At 65.3% G+C, this 18,112-nt stretch carries 14 protein-coding genes; 1 reads left to right on the top strand and 13 read right to left on the bottom strand.

The features are described from left to right. Positions 1-76: 76 nt before the first annotated feature. The 9 genes from HOP53_RS01110 to HOP53_RS01070 all read right to left on the bottom strand — a co-directional run bounded on the left by HOP53_RS01110 (position 77) and on the right by HOP53_RS01070 (position 13,046). A complete protein-coding gene (locus HOP53_RS01110) occupies positions 77-589 on the bottom strand; it encodes an STAS domain-containing protein (protein WP_234268258.1) in 513 nt (170 codons plus the stop codon). Further along, positions 576-1,781: a PP2C family protein-serine/threonine phosphatase gene (locus tag HOP53_RS01105; protein WP_234268256.1), complete on the bottom strand. Its 1,206-nt coding sequence runs from the start codon at positions 1,779-1,781 to the stop codon at positions 576-578. The genes HOP53_RS01110 and HOP53_RS01105 overlap by 14 nt, the downstream gene beginning before the upstream one ends. 11 nt (positions 1,782-1,792) lie before the next feature. After that, entirely contained in the window at positions 1,793-2,611 is an 819-nt protein-coding gene (locus HOP53_RS01100) for an MlaA family lipoprotein (protein WP_234268254.1), read from the bottom strand. Positions 2,612-2,647: 36 nt separating this feature from the next. Beyond that, complete coding sequence (locus HOP53_RS01095) at positions 2,648-3,769, bottom strand: beta-ketoacyl-ACP synthase III (RefSeq protein WP_234268253.1); 1,122 nt, start codon at positions 3,767-3,769, stop codon at positions 2,648-2,650. Positions 3,770-3,847: 78 nt separating this feature from the next. After that, positions 3,848-7,888 (bottom strand): ATP-dependent RNA helicase HrpA, encoded by a 4,041-nt coding sequence (hrpA, locus tag HOP53_RS01090; RefSeq protein WP_422677587.1) that lies wholly within the window; start codon positions 7,886-7,888, stop codon positions 3,848-3,850. Positions 7,889-7,989: 101 nt separating this feature from the next. After that, entirely contained in the window at positions 7,990-9,663 is a 1,674-nt protein-coding gene (locus HOP53_RS01085) for an AMP-binding protein (RefSeq protein WP_234268252.1), read from the bottom strand. A gap of 217 nt (positions 9,664-9,880) precedes the next feature. Then, a complete protein-coding gene (locus HOP53_RS01080) occupies positions 9,881-10,711 on the bottom strand; it encodes a class II glutamine amidotransferase (RefSeq protein WP_234268249.1) in 831 nt (276 codons plus the stop codon). Continuing rightward, positions 10,704-12,554 (bottom strand): vWA domain-containing protein, encoded by a 1,851-nt coding sequence (locus HOP53_RS01075; RefSeq protein ID WP_234268247.1) that lies wholly within the window; start codon positions 12,552-12,554, stop codon positions 10,704-10,706. The genes HOP53_RS01080 and HOP53_RS01075 overlap by 8 nt, the downstream gene beginning before the upstream one ends. Positions 12,555-12,563: 9 nt before the next feature. Then, positions 12,564-13,046: a hypothetical protein gene (locus tag HOP53_RS01070; RefSeq protein ID WP_234268245.1), complete on the bottom strand. Its 483-nt coding sequence runs from the start codon at positions 13,044-13,046 to the stop codon at positions 12,564-12,566. 85 nt (positions 13,047-13,131) lie between these two features. Between HOP53_RS01070 and HOP53_RS01065 the strand changes: the two genes are divergently transcribed. Beyond that, complete coding sequence (locus HOP53_RS01065; RefSeq protein ID WP_234268243.1) at positions 13,132-15,219, top strand: S9 family peptidase; 2,088 nt, start codon at positions 13,132-13,134, stop codon at positions 15,217-15,219. Between the two features lie 49 nt (positions 15,220-15,268). Here HOP53_RS01065 and HOP53_RS01060 read toward each other — a convergent pair whose 3' ends face one another. The 4 genes from HOP53_RS01060 to rnd form a co-directional block, all read right to left on the bottom strand. After that, positions 15,269-15,760, bottom strand: a complete 492-nt coding sequence (locus tag HOP53_RS01060; RefSeq protein ID WP_234268241.1) for a hypothetical protein — start codon at positions 15,758-15,760, stop codon at positions 15,269-15,271. A 449-nt stretch (positions 15,761-16,209) separates the two neighbouring features. Continuing rightward, positions 16,210-16,659 carry a YcgN family cysteine cluster protein gene (locus HOP53_RS01055; RefSeq protein ID WP_234268239.1) on the bottom strand — a complete coding sequence of 150 codons (450 nt, stop codon included), beginning with the start codon at positions 16,657-16,659 and terminating at the stop codon, positions 16,210-16,212. Position 16,660: 1 nt separating this feature from the next. Then, complete coding sequence (locus HOP53_RS01050; protein ID WP_234268238.1) at positions 16,661-16,972, bottom strand: YcgL domain-containing protein; 312 nt, start codon at positions 16,970-16,972, stop codon at positions 16,661-16,663. After that, positions 16,969-18,099 carry a ribonuclease D gene (gene rnd / locus HOP53_RS01045; protein ID WP_234268234.1) on the bottom strand — a complete coding sequence of 377 codons (1,131 nt, stop codon included), beginning with the start codon at positions 18,097-18,099 and terminating at the stop codon, positions 16,969-16,971. Before rnd ends, HOP53_RS01050 begins: the two co-directional genes overlap by 4 nt. Positions 18,100-18,112 lie beyond the last annotated feature (13 nt).

Below are 18,112 nucleotides of genomic sequence, written 5' to 3'. Positions count from 1 at the left end.
CGATGCCATGTCGGCCGCAAGCGGGTCTGCTCTAGGCTTGGTTTCTGCTCGGTTTCTGTCCGGGCGCCCCCTGAGCTCAATCCTTGTGGGAGTCTGAGGTCTCCTGCGCCTCGAGCATTTCCACCAGCGGCTGGAACTCTTCCCGGTTGTGCTCGTTCATGCGCATCAGTATCCGGTGCGCTTCCAGGATGCGCTTGCGCATCTCTTCCATGTCGGCAGGAATTTCAGGCAGATCGCACAGCTCGCAGGTTTCGGTGAGCGGCGCTTTGACCATGGCGAAGAATTGGGAAAAGCCCATCACTTCGAGCATGCGCTGAACATCGGGGTTGTCCACCACGATGGTAGGCTTGTAGAGGATGTGATCCTTGACCGCCATGGCGACCTTGGCCAGAAAGCCCAGGGCGGTGGAATCTACGTTGGTGGCCTCGCGCAGATCGATTATCAGCGACTGCAACCCCGGCGTTCGGGCCAGTTGCTGGGCCTGACTGTCGAGGGTTGCGCAGAGCGTCAAGCGTACGTCACCGCACAGCTTGAGCACGAAGACACCAGAGTCGAACGCCGCCTTGACGCGGCCTTCATTCGTGATCATTGCCAAATCCGCTCAACATCATGATCGTCAGGTCATCGGGCAGTTCCTGTCCGCCGCCATCCCCTTCGGCATCGATGTCGCGGGGAGTGTCCAGCATCAGGCTGTCGCGAAGCCGCTCCAACGTCGCACAGTTCAAAACACGTTGCTCGAGTTCCCTGAGCCGCGTGTCGAGCGTTTCGCCCGGCAGGCACTCCAGTATTCCATCCGAACACAACCATAACCGGAAGTTCGACGGTAGCGTATAGGTCAAACGTGGATATTCCACGTCGGGAAACAGGCCAACCGGCATACCTTCGCCGGGCAGCTCGCTCACCGTCCCGTCTGTTACCAATAGTGGCTTCGGCAGTTGGGCGCCAAGCGAATAGTGAAGCTCGCGGGTCTGCCGGTCAATGACCCCAACGAACAGGGTGGCGTGCTTGCCGATCCCGGTGTCCAGCAATTCCCGGTTGAGCGACGCCAGCCAGCGCGCCGGCATCTCCTCCGGCTGACCCGCCTCCCAGGCGGCCAGCCAGCGGTTGAACAGGTACTTGAGCAGTACGGTGACGAAGGCAGAAGAGGCCCCGTGACCGGACACGTCGGCAAAATAGAAAAGAATGTGACGATCATCGAGACGCTGGAAATCGAGAAAATCTCCCGACAGGTAGAGCGAGGGAATCAGCCAGTAATCGCAGGTCACCCCTTCGATGGTCTGCGGGTGAGGCGGCAGAAGCTTGCGCTGAATCTGCCCACCGGCCTGCTGGTCGAGACGCAGCAGCGCCAGGTGCGTCTCCAGGCTCTCGTTCAACTCTTCCAGGTGCGCGTTGAGCTGGGCGAGTCGCTCACGATCGTGTTGGCGCTGATCCTCCAACCGCCGTAGCTCGATCGCCTTGCGGATCATGCGCCGCAGCAGCTGCCCATGACGCATCGGCTCGACCACGTAATCCACCAGCCCCACGTCGACGGCGGTCAGCAGATCGGCATCGAGCCGCGAGTCGCTCACCACCACAGTGGGCAGGCGCTCCGTCAGGCTCGACCAGGCCAGACTGGGTATCGCCTGGGCATGCGCCACCACCAACACCGTCTCCTTGGGCAGATCCTCGAGGCGCTCGGCAGCGAACACCGCCAGGCCGTCCCGGGCGATGGTCTCCGCCAGGGCATCCCGGTAGGCACCGGGCTCGTCGAGAACGCCAATCAACGGCTTGGGTAGATCCATCGGCTCAGACCTCAATCGGCGAAGTCGGCATCGTCGCTCTCGGGTTCTTCGAAGGCATCGTCGAATGCATCATCGAAGTCGGCGTCATCGAAATCGAAGTCGAACTCATCGCTGGCGAAGGGATCGTCGCCCAACTCGCCGTCGCTGACTTCGAAGCGTCTACGCTGCAGGTAAGCATCGCGTATGAAGACATAGCGATCCCCCCGGATCAACTCTTCCTGATCGAGGAAGCCTGCGCGCACGTCGACGACACGCAGCGCGGTCAGGCCATAGCGTACCTTATCGTCTTCCACGTAATAGAGCGGATAGGTCACCGTATCCAGCGGCAGGCCGGCGGTATCCCTTACCGTGCTGGGGCCAAGGAACGGCAGGACCAGATAGGGCCCTTCCGATACCCCCCAGACGCCCAGGGTCTGGCCGAAATCCTCGTCCTGTACGGTGATGCCCATGTGGGTGGCGAAGTCCCACAGACCGGCGATACCCACCGTGGAGTTGATCACGAAGCGCGAGGTAGCGAGACCGGCATTGGCCGGCTTGCCCTGCAGCAGGCTGTTGAGTGCGGTGCGGATCTCGCCGAGGTTGGAGAAGAAGTTGCCGACCCCGGTCTGCACCGGCTGAGGCGTGACGGTGCGATAGCCGCGCGCCACCGGCCGCAGTACGGCCCGGTCGACCGCCTCGTTGAAGGTGAAGACCCTGCGATTGAAGCCCTCCCAGGGGTCGTCGGGATGGCGATCCTCCACCGCCACCCGTCCGGCACAGCCCGCCAGCATGGCCAACAGCGACATGGCGACCAGGGCCCGTGTGAAAAAGCCGGTCTGCTTCACGACCATCGGCTACGTCTCCTGAAGATTCTCATAGGGGGTGCGTCACAGCCGACGCACCACCACGCAGCCGGCACTGTACCCGGCGCCGAACGAGCAGACCACCCCTATGTCACCCGACGTCAGGTCGTCACGGTGCAGATGGAAGGCAATGATCGAACCCGCGGAGCTGGTGTTGGCATAGCGATCGAGGATGATCGGTGCCTGTCCGGGTTCAGGATCGTGGCCCAGCACCCGCCGGGCGATCAGGTCGTTCATATGGTGGTTGGCCTGGTGCAGCCACAGGCGCGAGAGATCGCCACCGGTCAGGTCGAGGCTGGCCAGGTGGTCGCTGATCATGGCCGCCACCATGGGACAGACCTCCTTGAACACCCGCCGTCCCTCCTGCACGAACAGCTTGTCGCTGGCCAGCGGGTCGCTGTCGGTGACCCGATTGAGGAAACCGGCATTGTTGCGGATGGCATTGGAGAAGCGCGTGGCCAGGCGGGTGCCGAGGACCTCGAAGCGATTCTCGGCGGTGGCCAGCTCGGCGCTCTCCAGCACGATGGCGGTACAGGCATCGCCGAAGATGAAGTGGCTGTCGCGGTCGCGGAAGTTGAGGTGGGCCGAGCAGATCTCGGGGTTGACCACCAGGGCGCGCCGGACGTTGCCACCGCGAATGGCACCCGCCGCCAGGTCGATGGCGAAAGTCGCCGAGCTGCAGGCCACGTTCATGTCGAACGCATGCCCGGTGGTACCCAGGGCCGCCTGCAGCTCCACCGCCACCGCCGGATAGGGGCGCTCCAGGTTGGAGCAGGCGACGATCACCATGTCGATGTCGCCGGCCTCGATGCCGGCGGCCGCGAGGGCCTGACGTGCGGCGGCAAGCCCCATCTCGCACTGGATGGAGGGTTCGTCGTTGCTGCGCTGGGGCAGACGCGGGCGCATGCGCTCGGGATCGAGAATGCCCTCGGCATCCAGCACGTAGCGGCTGTGGATTCCCGACGCCTTGACGATGAACTCGCTGCTCGAATATGCCAGCGGTTCGCGCTCGCCAGCCGCGATGGCGGCGGCATGGCGTTCGTTCTCGATATCCACCCAGGCGTTGAACGAGGCGACCAGCGCATCGTTGTCGATGGCGTGCTCCGGCGTGAAGAGTCCCGTACCGGTAATCACGACGTCTGTCATCAGTGTCTCCCTCATGCGGCCTGCTGGCCGCTGGCTGGCATCGGCGAACCGATGCCTCATGTCTCGTTTATCGGCGGGTCAGCCCCCACCTTGACCGTGTCCTGTCAGTTCCGTCCAGCGTCGCTCGAGGCGCTTGAGGGAAACCGGCATGCGGGTGCCCAACTGCTGAGCGAACAGCGAAACCCGCAGCTCCTCGATCCACCAGCCGAATTCCACCAGCTCGGGATCCTCGTGGCCACCGCGGCGCTGACTCTCACGGCGCGCGGCCAGGCGCGCCTCGAAGTCCTGCACCTCCTGCATGTGCATCTGATCGCGCATGCGCTCGCGCGGGGCTTTCTCCAGGCGAATCAGGGCCGCCTCCATGTAACGCGGGTACTCCTCGAGCCATTCTCCAGCTTCGCTCACGAAGCCGGGGTGCACCAACCGCTGCATCTGCGCCTTCAAATCACTGTATACCAAGGCCAGCGCCAGGTTCAGGTTACCCTTCAGCGCCTTGGCCACGGCCAGGTGGCCTTCCAACGCTCGCTTGAGCGTGGCGACCAGCGCTTCGGCCGCGGGTACCAGCTCGGCACGGGTGGCATCGAGGCGAGCGACGAGCTCGGCGTTGCTGCGCGGCAACGGTGCCATGCCCATGCTACGGGCGAAGACTGCTTCGACCACGTCGTCGACCAGAGCCCGCTTGCTGCCCACCTTGGTGAACAGCAGGGCGCAGGCGTCGAGCCCCTTGAGCTGCTGGATGACACGCACCTGCTCGGGCAGGCGGGTCATGGCCAGCCGCACCACGCCGCGGCGGTGGGCCTGCTCGGCCTTGCCGGGGTGATCGAACAGCTCGATGCGGAAGGCGTCTCCTTCCGGCACCAGCGCCGGATACGCTTCGACCCGGATACCCGCCTGAGTGGTCACCCGCGACGCGGGCAGCGGGGTGTCGGGTAGCCCGGCGACATCCGGCGCGTCGCTGACTTCGGCCGCCAGCGCCCGGGCACCCTCGCCCGCTGCCGCCTCGAAGCGTCGCTCCAGCTCGCGCACGTCACGCCCCTGGCCAAGCTCCTTGCCTTCATGATTCACGACACGCACGTTCATGATCAGGTGGGGCTCGAGCTGGTCGTAGCGCCAATCGTCGGGGTGCACGCGCACCCCGGTGCGGCGGCGCAGAAACTCCCCCAGCGCCTCGCTGAGCGGCACGTCGTCGGGCGTGAGAGTCTCCAGCGCCGCGTCGACCCAGTCGGGAATCGGCACCACCTGGCGGCGGATCGACTTGGGCAGCGACTTGAGCAGGGCGATGCACTTCTCGCGCAGCAGCCCCGGCACCAGCCACTCGAGCCGTGCCCGCGGCAGCTGCGGCAGCATTGCCGCCGGCACCGTCAGCGTCACGCCGTCGTCCGGCGCGCCGGGTTCGAAGCGGTAGGCAAGCGGATAACGCACTCCACCGAGCACCAGCTCATCGGGGTACTGAGCCTGGGTGACCTCCGCGGCCTCCCGGGCCAGCAGCGCATCGCGGTCGAACTTGAGGATGGCGGGATCCTTGGCCTCGGCCTTGCTGCGCCACGCCTCGAAGCCCTTGCCGTTGACGATATCCTCGGGGATGCGCTCGTCGTAGAAGGCGAACAGCGTCTCCTCGTCGACCAGAATGTCGCGCTTGCGGGCGCGATCCTCCAGCTCTTCGACCTCCTCTACCAGAGCGCGATTGTAGTCGAAGAACTCACCCTTGGTGCGGAAATCCCCCTCCACCAGCGCGCGGCGGATGAACAGTTCACGCGACTCCCGCGGCGCAATCGGCCCATAGTGCACGCTGCGCCCGCTGACGATGGGCAGACCGAACAGGGTGACCTGCTCCTTGGCCACCACCTGGGCACGCTTCATCTCCCAGTGGGGTTCGCTATGGCTGCGCTTGACCAGATGCCCGGCCACGGGCTCGATCCACTGCGGTTCGATCCTGGCCACGGTTCGTGCGAACAGCCGAGTGGTCTCCACCAGCTCGAAGGCCATCAGCCACTTGGGCGCTTTCTTGGCCAGCCCGGAGCCGGGGTGGATGACGAACTTGCGGTTGCGTGCGCCCAGGTACTCGCGGTTTTCGGTGAGCATGCCCAGATGCGAGAGCAGCCCCGGCAGCAGCGCTTTGTGCAGCTGTACGGCGTTCTGCCGGCGGGCCTGCTGCCGAGCCTGGTCGAGAGACTCCCCTTCACCGGCGGGCTCAGGCAACGGTGCGGGCGGCGGCACCTCGATCTCCATCTCGCGCAGCAGCTGACGCAGCTGGCGGAAGGTGTCGTGCCATTCGCGCAGACGCAGGTAGTTGAGGTAGCGCTCCTTGCACCAGCGCCGCAGGCGGTTGCCGGAGAGCTCCTCGCGAGCCGCCTCGAAGCCCTGCCACAGGTTGAGCAGGGCGACGAAGTCGGAGTCCGGGTCGTGCCAGCGGCGGTGGGCCTGATCGGCGGCCTCGCGCTTCTCCGCCGGGCGGTCGCGCGGGTCCTGCACCGCCAGGGCCGAGACCACCACCAGCACGTCACGCAGGCTGCCCTGCTCGGCGCCGGCCAGCACCATGCGCGCCAGGCGCGGGTCGATGGGCAGCCGGGCGAGCTTGCGCCCTATGGCCGTCAAACGATTGCTCTCGTCCACCGCACCCAGCTCGAACAGCAGGCGGAAGCCGTCGGTGATGAAGCGCGAGTCGGGCGGGTCGACGAAGGGGAACCGTTCGATGTCGCCGAGCTTGAGAGAGAGCATCGACAGGATCACCGAGGCCAGGTTGGTACGACGGATCTCGGGATCGGTGAATTCGGGACGGGAGAGAAAATCCTCCTCGTCGTAGAGGCGGATGCAGACCCCTTCGGCCACGCGTCCGCAGCGACCCTTGCGCTGGTCGGCGCTGGCCTGGCTGACCGGCTCCACCGGCAGCCGCTGAATCTTGGAGCGATAGCTGTAGCGGCTGATGCGCACCAGCCCCGGGTCGATCACGTAGCGAATGCCAGGGACCGTGAGCGAAGTCTCGGCGACGTTGGTAGCCAGCACGATGCGCCGTCCGGCGTGGGGGGCGAAGACGCGGTTCTGCTCGGCGTTGGAGAGCCGCGCGTAGAGCGGCAGGATCTCGGTGGCCTTGAGGTCGGCGCGGCGCAGCGTATCGGCAGTCTCGCGAATCTCGCGCTCGCCGGGCAGGAACACCAGGATGTCCCGCGGGCCGTGGAACCAGCGCTTTTCCCGCTCGATCTGCTCGATCTCCTCCACCGCGTGGAGAATGCCCTCCTGCAGGGTGCGGTCGGCCTCGTCCTCCTCCTCGCGCACCAGCGGCCGGTAGCGTACCTCAACCGGGTAGGTACGCCCCGACACCTCTACCACTGGCGCCGGTCGGGGCACGCCATCCTTCCCGGGCAGGGCGAAGTGCTCGGCGAAACGCGCCACGTCGATGGTGGCCGAGGTGATGATCACCTTGAGCTCCGGCCGCCGCGGCAGCAGCCGTTTGAGGTAGCCGAGCAGGAAATCGATGTTGAGACTGCGCTCGTGGGCCTCGTCGATGATGATCGCTTCGTAGCGGGTCAGATCCGGGTCGTGGCGGGTCTCGGCCAACAGGATGCCGTCGGTCATCAGCTTGACCAGGGTGTCGTCGCTACTCTGGTCGGTGAAGCGCACCTGATAACCCACCTGCTCGCCCAGCGGGACCTGGAGCTCCTCGGCCAGACGCGTGGCCACCGAGCGTGCCGCCAGCCGCCGCGGCTGGGTGTGGCCGATCAAACCGCGCCGTCCCAGGCCCAGCTCCAGGCACAGCTTGGGCAGCTGGGTGGTCTTGCCCGAACCGGTCTCGCCGGCCACCACCACCACCTGATGCTCGCGCAGCGCGGCGAGAATCTCGTCTCGCCGTTCCGCTACCGGCAGCTCGGCGGGATAGTTGAGCGTTACCGTCTGTGCGCGGCGGCTGGTCGCCAGCGCCGCGGAGCGCTCGATGCCGCGCACCACCTCGGTCAGGCCGCGATCCACCGGCTTGCCCTCCCGCAGGCGCCGCTCGAGGCCCTTCAGTCTGCGCGTGAGCGTCTCGCGATCACGCAGCATGACCTCATCCAAAGCGCGCTCCAGACGCTCCAGCGCAGCCCTGTCGGCGGCATTGGCAGAACCAGTAGGGGTTGCGGTGCTCACAGCCATCCTCTTGCCATGGAAAAAACCTGCCCGCTCCAGGCCACCGGAGCGGGCAGATCATTGTAACGCCGGGAAGCGGAGTTCGGCCAATCGCGGCCGTGCTACTCCTTGCTGTCGCCTTCCTCGTCGCGCAACTGACGGCGCAGCACCTTGCCGACGTTGGTCTTGGGCAACTCGTCACGGAACTCGACGAACTTGGGCACCTTGTAGCCGGCCAGTTCTTTCTTGCACCACTCGCGCAGCGTCTTCTCGTCCAGGCTCTCGTCACGCTTGACCACGAACAGCTTCACCGCCTCGCCGCTGTCTTCATCCTTCACCCCGACAGCCGCCGACTCGACCACGCCCGGATGACCGGCCACCACGTCCTCGATCTCGTTGGGATAGACGTTGAAGCCCGACACCAGGATCATGTCCTTCTTGCGGTCGACGATCTTGATGTAGCCGTCCTCCTGCAGCACGGCGATGTCGCCGGTGGAGAACCAGCCGTCGTCGCTCAGTACCTTGGCGGTCTCTTCGTCCAGATTCCAGTAGCCCTTCATCACCTGTGGACCCTTCACGCACAGCTCGCCCGGCTCGCCCAGCGGCAGAGTATTGCCGTCGCTATCCACCACTTTGACCGCGGTGCCCGCCACCGGCTTGCCGATGGTGCCGAGCTGAATGGCGTCGATGGGGTTGAAGCTGACCACCGGCGCGGTTTCGGTGAGCCCGTAGCCCTCGGCGATGTCGCATCCGGTAACTTCCTTCCAGCGCTCCGCCGAGGCCTTGGTCAGCGCCATGCCGCCGGAAATGGTCAGGTGCAGTTGCGAGAAGTCGAGCTTGCGGAAGTCCTCACGGTTGCACAGCGCATTGAACAGCGTATTCAAGCCGATGAAGGCGGTGAACCTGATCTTCTGCAGCTCCTTGACGAAGTTGTCCAGGTCGCGGGGATTGGGGATCAGGATCGAGTGGTTGCCGGTCTTCATCAGGAACAGGCAGTTCACGGTGAAGGTATAGATGTGGTAGACCGGCAGCGGCGCGATCACCACCTCCTTGCCCTCGTCCAGGCCCGGGCCGATGGCCGCATCGGCCTGCAGCATGTTGGCCACCAGATTGCAGTGGGTGAGCATGGTGCCCTTGGGCAGGCCGGTGGTGCCACCGGTATACTGCAGCGCCGCGATATCGTCGAGACCTCTCTCGACTTCACGATGCTGGCGCGAAGCGCCGTCCTTCAGCGCCTTGCGGAACGGAATCGCCATCGGCAGCGAGTAGGAGGGCACCATCTTCTTGACGTACTTGACCACGGCATTAATGAGGAAACGCTTGGGGAAGCCGTGCATGTCGCCAAGCTCGGTGACCAGCACGTGCTCGATGTCGGTACGGTCGAGCACCTTCTCGAGCTTGCTGGCCATGTTGGCCAGGATCAGGATCGCCCGGGCACCTGAGTCCTTGAACTGGTGCGCCATCTCGCGCTCGGTGTAGAGCGGGTTGGTATTGACCACCACCAGGCCGGCGCGCAACGCACCGAACACCGCGACAGGGAACTGCAGCACGTTGGGCAGTTGAATCGCAATACGATCGCCCGGCTGGAGCCCGGTCTCGTGCTGCAGCCAGGCGGCGAAATCGGCCGAGAGTCGGTCGAGTTCGGCAAAGGTGAGCGTCTGCCCCATGCAGCTGAATGCGGGGTTGTCGGAAAAACGTTTGACTGCCTCATGGAAGACATCCATCAGCGATCGATACCGATCCATGCCTTCCAGCTCAGGTCCGTTGAGAATACCGGCGTTGGCTTGCTCATTCATAGGCGCTATCTCCACAGCTTCGTCGACGCGGTCTCTCACCCTCGACCCCGACGGTTCTTGTTGTGACAAAGCCCGTACGATATACCAGGCATCGCTCGCCTGTAAAACGCATGCTTCAAACGAGCGTTCACAAAAGAGTGCGAGGTTTCAGGGTGCTCCTTTGTCTACCAAGCTGGGCAAAATCGCCCGGAAAGGCAAGCCGACGCGGGCAAAGGGCTCATTCTCGCTCCGTGATTGTCTCAGTCACGTAGCGGGCCACAATCCGCCCATGCCGCCATACCAACAGCTCACCCGGCACCATGCGAACCCATGCTTCGTTACTGGTCAGCGGCTCTGTCGCGATCACCGAGACGATATCGTCGGGGGTCGTATGCTCCGCAAAGTTGACCGTCAGCTCGGCATCCGAGAGCTCGGCGCTGCCGAACGGCGCGCGCCGGGTGATGTGGGCGAGTTTGGTCGAGCAATAGGTGTAAAGAAACTCGCCGTCGGCCAGCAGCAGGTTGAAGACCCCTTTGCCGCGCAGCGTTTCGCAAAGACCGTGGAGGCGTTGCCAGAGCGCCTGATGCTCTTCGCTCAGCAGCGTGTCGTTTGTCGCCAGTCGCGGCGCCTCGGCAAAGCCCTCGCGCAAGCTGGCCAACAGCCAGCAGAAGGCGTGCTCGCTGTCGGTATCACCCACCGGTCGGTAGAAGCTCAAGGGCAATTCCTGCCACGCTTCCAACTGGCCGTTATGCGCGTAGCACCAGGTTCTACCCCACATTTCCCGGGTGAAGGGGTGAGTATTGGCCAGGCGAACCTGACCGACGTTGGCCTGACGAATGTGGCTGATGACAATATGGGACTTGATCGGATAGTCGGTGATCAGCCGGGCAATGGGCGAGCGAATCGACGGGTGAGGGTCACGGAAATCGCGATACCCCCCCGCCTCGTAGAAGGCGATGCCCCAGCCGTCACGGTGGGGCCCGGTACCACCGCCTCGATGCAGGAAGCCGGTGAAACTGAAGCAGATATCGGTGGGCACGTTGGCGCTCATGCCCAGCAGCTCACACATGCGGTTCCTCCCTTGACCCGGCATGACGGTGCCGTATCGCCATTCGCCAGGCGACCAACAGCACCAGCAGTAGCAGCAGACCGCCGGCCAGCAGCGCCCCGGCCCCGCGTCGGTCTCCCATGGCCTCCTCGAGCGGTCGGGTCAGCACGGGCTGCCATTCTCGCCAGCGCTCCTGGGCCACCCGCGGCAGTTGCTGAATGCTGCGCACGGCCTGTTCCAGCGGCTGCGGCAGCGGCGACTCCGAGGTGGCACGCGGCTCGCGCAACGGGGTCAGCTCCTCGTGAAAGCGCACCACCTCCAGCGCCGGTCCGGCATCCACCTGGTCGATCGCCGTGGCCACCGACGGGAACAGCACCAGGCGCGGCAGCTGCAGCTCGTGGGTCTCGCCATCGAGGGTGACCTCACCGCGCAGCACCAGCGGTACGCTGAGCGCCGTTTCCAGCTCGGGTAGCGCAATGCTCCAGCGCCGCTCGGCCATCGGCTCGGCGGCAAGGTGCGCGCCCTGGAGCTGACCGTGAAGACGGGTATTGTGACGATCCAGCAAGGGATGCTCGGCATTCAACAGCACCCGCCGGTTGGCCTCGTCATGGCGGGCCGCCACGGCCGGCAGGACATTGACCGGCTGAACACGCTGCCGGCGAAAGCCCTGACCTTCGGCACGTACCGCAAGCTGAGCCTTGCCCGCCAGCACCGGAGCAGGCAGCCTGCCGACGAAACGCGCCTCCTGCTGCTCGAGCACCACAGCCGACTGGGCCGAGCCCGATTCGTCACGCAGCTCCGCCGTCAAACGCAGATGAGCCGGCAACGCATCGGCCTCCACCTCTTCGCCCTCGCGCAGGAACCAAGCCTCCACCGGCACGGCGAAGCCGAGATACAGAGTGCTCGACACGCCGCTCATCTGCAGGTGGAGCGGCGACTCGACGGTGATGCGGCTGTTCGGCCCCGCACCACCCTCGAGACGCCATTGGCCCGCCTGAGGATCGGGTACCTGAATGAGGTCGTAGTGAGGCTCACTGCGCCACTCGGCGCCTTCCGGGGGGGCCTCTGCGGTGTAGCGCCGGCCATCGGGCGCAACCAGCGTCGCCGGCTCCTCGCCGCGAAACAGCAGTGCCGTGAAGCCGCGCAGCCCCGGCTCGACGAGAAATCCCCGGTCGGTGACCGGCACACGGTCGCTGGGATAGATGCGATCGACGATATCGAGAAAGGCGCCCATCAGCGCGTCGGGAGCGGCAACCGATGCCGAAAGCCCACCGGTCATCTGAGCCAGGCGTTCGACCAGATCGAGGTCGGCCTCGTCCGAGAAGGCGATAGCGTGTATCACCACGCCTTCATCGGCCAGGCGCGGGCCGAGCTCATCGAGCAGCGCCTCGCGCGAGGACGCGTCGATGGCCGGCTTGCCGCCACGCCAGGCGGGCAGATCGATCACGCCGTCGGTGAGCAGCACCAGATGGATCGGAACGCCGTTCGGCTCAGCCATGGCCGCCTGGTAGACCGCCGATTCGATATCGGTAAATTGCTCGTAAGCGACCAGCTGAGGTGCCATCGCCCTGGCACGTTCACGCCACTCGGCGTTCACTGACGCCGGCGGCAGCGGGTTGCGCACCCGCTCACCGAAGGTCCAGATCCCTGCCGTGGCGCCATCGGGCACCAAGTCCACAAGGAGTTCCAGCGCCTTGCCGGCTAACTGGTCGGGGTCGTTGTGGCGCATGCTTCCCGAAACGTCGAAGACGACCCTGACCTCGGGCCGCTCCGCTACCTCAGCAGCGGAGAGATGACCCGTCATTATCAGGCAACCGGCCAACCCAGCCAGCCAGCGCCACATCGTGTTGCGCACCCTCCCCATCGGGGCTCCCTAGCCGATCTTCGGCTCCCGGCGCTTGGTTGGCGCATGCGGATGTTTGCCGCCCTGGCCAGCACGCCTTCTGTTATGGTCCCGCTTCCTGCTCTCTTCGTCCTGTTGCTTTTTCTTCTGCGCGCCGCCTTCGGCCACAGGTTCGGCTCGAAACATCCGTACCTGCAGCACGCCGATGGCCAGGCCCAGCAGTGCGCCCGCGGCCAACAGCAAAGCCGTCGTCATCAGTGTCGATGCGTTGCGCTCGAGAAACGCCACGGCTGCCACCACCACCGCTGGCGCCATGCCGGTATAGGTCTCCCCTTCTACCAGCGGCAGCCGAAAACGTGTCGGCATCCATAGAATGCCGGCCACCGCCCAGGTGATGGGTAGACGCAGCATACGCGGTAGAAATGCCAGCCCCAGATAACCTGCCAGCAGCACGACCAGCGACAAACCCAGATAGGTCAGCCATAGTAGGGACATCGAATCGGATGTCAGCATCGATACCTCTTCGTTGCATTACGCCCCGCCGCATGACGGAGCGTACAGGATGGAAAGTCATTTTGAGTATGGTACACCCGCCCCAATGAAAGCACAGCCGCCACATAGCTCCTCTACCCCCGCCGCCGATTTTTCATCACCATCGCCGGTCGAACGGTTTCGCCGAACCGACGACCCCGAATGGCACTGGCTGGAAGACCACGACGACCCGCAGGTCAGCGCCTTTCTGGAAGCGGCGAATGACGAATCCAAGACCTGGATGAAACCACTCGACGATCTGGTGGAGCGGCTCTATCACGGCCACCTCTCGCGCCGCGAACTGAGCGTCAAGGGCCTGCCCACCGCGCTCGATCGCTTTACCTACTGGAGCGAGACCGCCGCCGATGCCGACTACCCCATCTGGTGGCGCCATCTGAACGGCAACGAGAGCGATGCCACGCCCTTTCTGGACCTGCAGCAGCGCGCCGAGGCGGAGCACTATCTGGAACTGGGCGACATGGCCCTGTCGCCGGACGAGCGCTGGCTGGCCTGGACCGAAGACACCAGCGGCGATGAGCGCTTCACACTCTATCTCAAGGCGCTGCCCGACGGTGAGCCGCTGCAGCTGCTGGAGGAAATAGGACCGGAGCTGACCTGGGCCGAAGACAACGCCACTCTACTGTTCACCCGCTACGACGCCACCCAGCGCCCCGACAGCATCTGGCGCCTGCCGCTGAATCGAGGCCAGGCCGGCGAACCGGCGTTGATCCTGCGCGAGGACGACCCGGAGTTCTGGCTTGGGCTTGGCAAGACGCGCTCACGGCAGTGGCTGGTGCTGGAGAGCGCCTCGAAGGACACCAGCGAGTGTTACCTGCTGTCGGCCCAGGCGCCCGACCAGACGCCGCGCTGCTTCCGGCCACGGGAGAAGGGTGTGGAGTACGGGCTGGAGCACCGTCCCGGATATTTCTACGTGCTGCACAACCGCAACGCCCCCCACTTCTGCCTCGAGGTCGTGGACGAGCATGCTCCGCAGGCGCCCTGGCGTCCGCTGATCGAACACCGCGACGACACCACCCTGGAGGATGTCGAAGCCTTCGACTGGGGCCTGGCCATTAGCGAGCGCGACCATCACGAGGCTCAGGTCAGGGTGCGCATCGTCGAACTCGATGGCGGCCATGCCGTCGGACGAGACGAGCGTCTGCCCCTGCCGGAATCGCCCTGCAGTCTGATGCTCGGCGATATGCCCCACTTCGACAGCCGCCGCCTGCGCCTGCGAGAGGAGTCGTTCGTCATGCCGGTGCACTGGCTCGAGCACGACCTCGACAGCGGCCAGCGCCAGGTGCTCAAGTCGCAGCCCATCCACGGCGACCTGCAGCCCCAGGACCTGTGCTGCGAGCGCATCTGGGCCCGCGCCCACGATGGCGAACGAATTCCGGTATCGGTGGTGATGCGTGCCGATCTGGCCGGCCGCCCGCTGCCCACCCTGCTGTACGGCTATGGCGCCTACGGCGAGGTGCTCGACCCCTGGTTCTCGGTGGCCAGGCTTGAGCTGCTGGCGCGCGGCGTTGCCTTTGCCGTGGCGCATGTGCGCGGCGGCGGCGACCGAGGCGAACCCTGGTACCTGGCCGGCAAGCTCGAGCACAAGGAAAACAGTTTTCGCGACTTTCTGGCGGCGCGTCACGCGCTGGTGGAGAAAGGCTTCAGCGACGCCGAACGGATTGCCGCCTACGGCGCCAGCGCCGGGGGCCTGCTGGTGGGCGCCAGCCTCAACCTGGCACCGGAGGCTTTCTGTGCCGCCGTACTGGACGTACCCTTCGTCGACGTACTGCGTACCATGGAGAACCCCGACCTGCCGCTGACCACCGCCGAATACACCGAATGGGGCAATCCCGACGAGCCCGATGCGCGAAAGCGTATTCGCGCCTATTCGCCGCTCGACAACCTGACGCCGCAGCCCTACCCCACGCTGTTTCTTCAGGGCAGTTGGCACGACACCAGAGTGCCCTACTGGGAGCCCGCCAAGCTCTATGCCCGGCTACGGGAAATGGGTACCGCACGCGGCCCGGTTCTGCTGCGCACCGACATGGCCGCAGGACACGGCGGCGCTTCGGGACGCTTCAAGGCCTGGCACGACAATGCTCGTCAGGACGCTTTCATTCTCTGGGCGCTGGGGCTCGCCGAGAGAGAGGCCTGAGCAGCCGAACGCGATAAGAACCCGGCCCGGTTGGAACCGGGCCGGGTCGTCAAGGGAAATCAGCCGCCGGCACCTCCACCAGCGCCGCCACCGGCACCTCCGCCGCTGCCGCCACCGGAACCGCCGCCGTCGCCCCCACCGGAACCGCCGCCGTCGCCCCCACCGGAGCCGCCGCCGTCGCCCCCACCGGAGCCGCCGCTGCCCCCCCCACCGGAGCCGCCACTGTCGCCCCCACCGGAGCCGCCGCTGCCACCCCCACCGGAGCCACCGTTGCCGCCGCCTCCGTTGCCGTTGCCGCCGCCTCCGTTGCCGTTACCACCGCCTCCATTGCCGTTACCACCGCCTCCATTGCCGTTACCACCACCTCCGTTGCCGTTGCCGTTGCCACCGCCTCCGTTACCACCACCGTTATCACCGCCGCCACCATTACCACTACCACCTGACCCTCCGCTGTTACCTCCCCCACCACCGCCACCGCTATTCGGTGACGAGGGGCCGCGGGTGCGAACCAGGCCACCGTCACCACCCCCTCTAGTGCCATCCAGGCCAGTCGCTCCCAGGCCGGCGCCGGTTGGCGGCAGCCATTCCAGCAACTCGTCGAGCTCCTCGTCACTCAGCACGACACCGTCGTTGAACAGCGCATTCCAGCGCGCAGTCATCTCCTCATCGCTAAGCGGCTCGGTCCAAGGCTGCGACTGGGCCATGGCGCTCGTTGTCAGCATGACGCCAAACGTCACTCCTGCCGTCGTCATCCATCTCCGTTTCATGATCCCCTCCCATCGGCTTGCTCAGCCTCTCATGGCATCTGCAATGCCTCCTTGACTGCAACACAAAGTTACAGGTGGCAACACTCAGCATCATGGGGATTGGGAGAAATGGCCATCAGCAGCCAGGCTGAAATTACATACCAGGCGGCTGGTACGGGAGTGCAGGGTCATACCGGAAGCGTCATGCTCGAGGGATACTAAAAGCCTTCAGACCATGAGGGGATCAGCCGTCAATCGGCAGTATGGCAATGATGTGATCTTCTAGTTCGTCGTCTGTCACGTCACGCTGGGAGATGGCAAAGCTGCGCACGCTTATGCCTTTGCGGTGCACGCGCTCGGGGTCACCGGAGATCAGCGGATGCCAACCCGCCAGCCGGCGACCTTCCGCGATGCGACGGTAGGCGCAGGACTTCGGCAGCCAGCGGAATTCGTCGATGCGCTGCGGCGTGAGCCGGGCGCAGTCGGGTACCCGGGCCTGACGGTTGGGGTAATCGCTGCAGCGGCAGCTGTGGATGTCGAGCAGTTCACAGGCCACGCCAAGCACGGCGAGGTCGCCGCTGTCCTCATCCTGGAACTTGACCAGGCAGCACTGTCCGCAGCCGTCGCACAGCGCTTCCCACTCCTCGGCGGTGAGCTCCTCGAGGTCAAAGCGCTCCCAGAACAGTTCGCGCATGTCAGTAACGCGACTCGGTGGGGGTACGATACAGATCCAGCAGATACTCCTCCTTTGCCGGCGGCATCTGCAGATAGAACCCCTTGTCGCGGATCGCGGCCATCACGTCCTCTACTTTGGCGCGGGCCAGCGGTTTTTCCGGCGACAGGATCATGGTCATGACCGATACCGGTTTACCGAAGCGCTCGAGCAGTACCGCGGGCACCTCGGCCAGCCCCTGTCGCTTGTCGACGTACAGATACATCTCATCCTTGCGCGGGCTCTTGAATATCTCGCACAGCAGCTTGTTGCCTTGCAGGCGGTCGTCGTTCATTCGGCCTTCACCTCATCCAAAGCTTGCTCCAGGGGTGTCGCGAGGCAGTCGCCGCGCCAGCCCTGAGGCAAGGGTAGCGGTTCCGCCGCCAGATCGGCGGCAATCAGCGCTTCCAGCTCGCGCCGGCGCATCAGTACCTCAGGCGCCAGCCCCAGCCGTTCGGCCTGCTCGTTCACCACTCGCTTGAGCGCCTTCATGCGTCGCTTGTAGTCTGCCCCTAGCGGCGAGGGCTGCGCCGCCGGCAGAATGTCCGCCTCGCACTGTCTTGCCTGCTTCACCATGGCCAGCAGGGTGTCGCCGTCGCGCTTGATCAGGCTCGGCTTGATCTCTTCGACTTCGGCGAGCTGATAACGATTCTCCGGCATGCGTTCGGCGATGGCGTACAGCACCCGGTCGTTGACCAACCAGCCCCGCGGCAGGTTGCGTCGGCGGGCCTCGCCCTCGCGCCAGGTGGTCATCAGCCGGTAGGCTTCGACCTGACGCGGCGTGAGCCGCCACAGCTGGCGATGGCGACGATACCACTGCCCATCCGCCTCGTCGCTGCGCAGTGCCTGGGCCATCAGCTCACGGCAGTCGGCTTCCAGCCACTCACGACGCTCCAGTCGTTCCAGCGCTTCGTGCTGACGTTCCCAGACCTTGAGCAGGTAGACCACGTCGAGCGCCGCATAGAGCCGCTGGGATTCACTCAGCGGACGCTGCAGCCAGTCTGAGCGGGTCTCGTCCTTGGGTAGCGTCTCCCCGGTCCAGTGATGCACCAAACGCTGATAGCCCATGGCGGGATCCTCCCCCAGCAGCGCCTGGGCAACCTGGGTATCCACCAGCGGCGCCACCGACACCTGGGCCCAGTGGGCCAGCACCTCAAGGTCCTCGCTGCTGGCATGCAGCAGCTTCAGCGGTCCCTCGCCCAACAGACGGCGAAAGGCATCGGTGCAGTGCACCACGACAGGGTCGACGAGCCAGGCCGGCCCACCGGCGGAAAACTGGATCAGAGCGGGCACCGGGTGAAAGGTCTTCTCGCGAAAGAATTCGGTATCCAGCGCGATCACCTCGGCACCAGCCACCTCGGCGCAGGCGGCATCCAGCGCCTCGGGGGTGTCGATCCAGCGTATCTCGGGGGTCAGGGTCATGCGGTCATCCGGC

Origin of the sequence: Billgrantia ethanolica, from assembly GCF_021404305.1 — a bacterium.
Taxonomy (GTDB): Bacteria; Pseudomonadota; Gammaproteobacteria; order Pseudomonadales; family Halomonadaceae; genus Halomonas; species Halomonas ethanolica.
The sequence above is the reverse complement of the archived record's forward strand: the minus strand, read 5'-3'. Positions and strand labels throughout refer to the sequence as shown.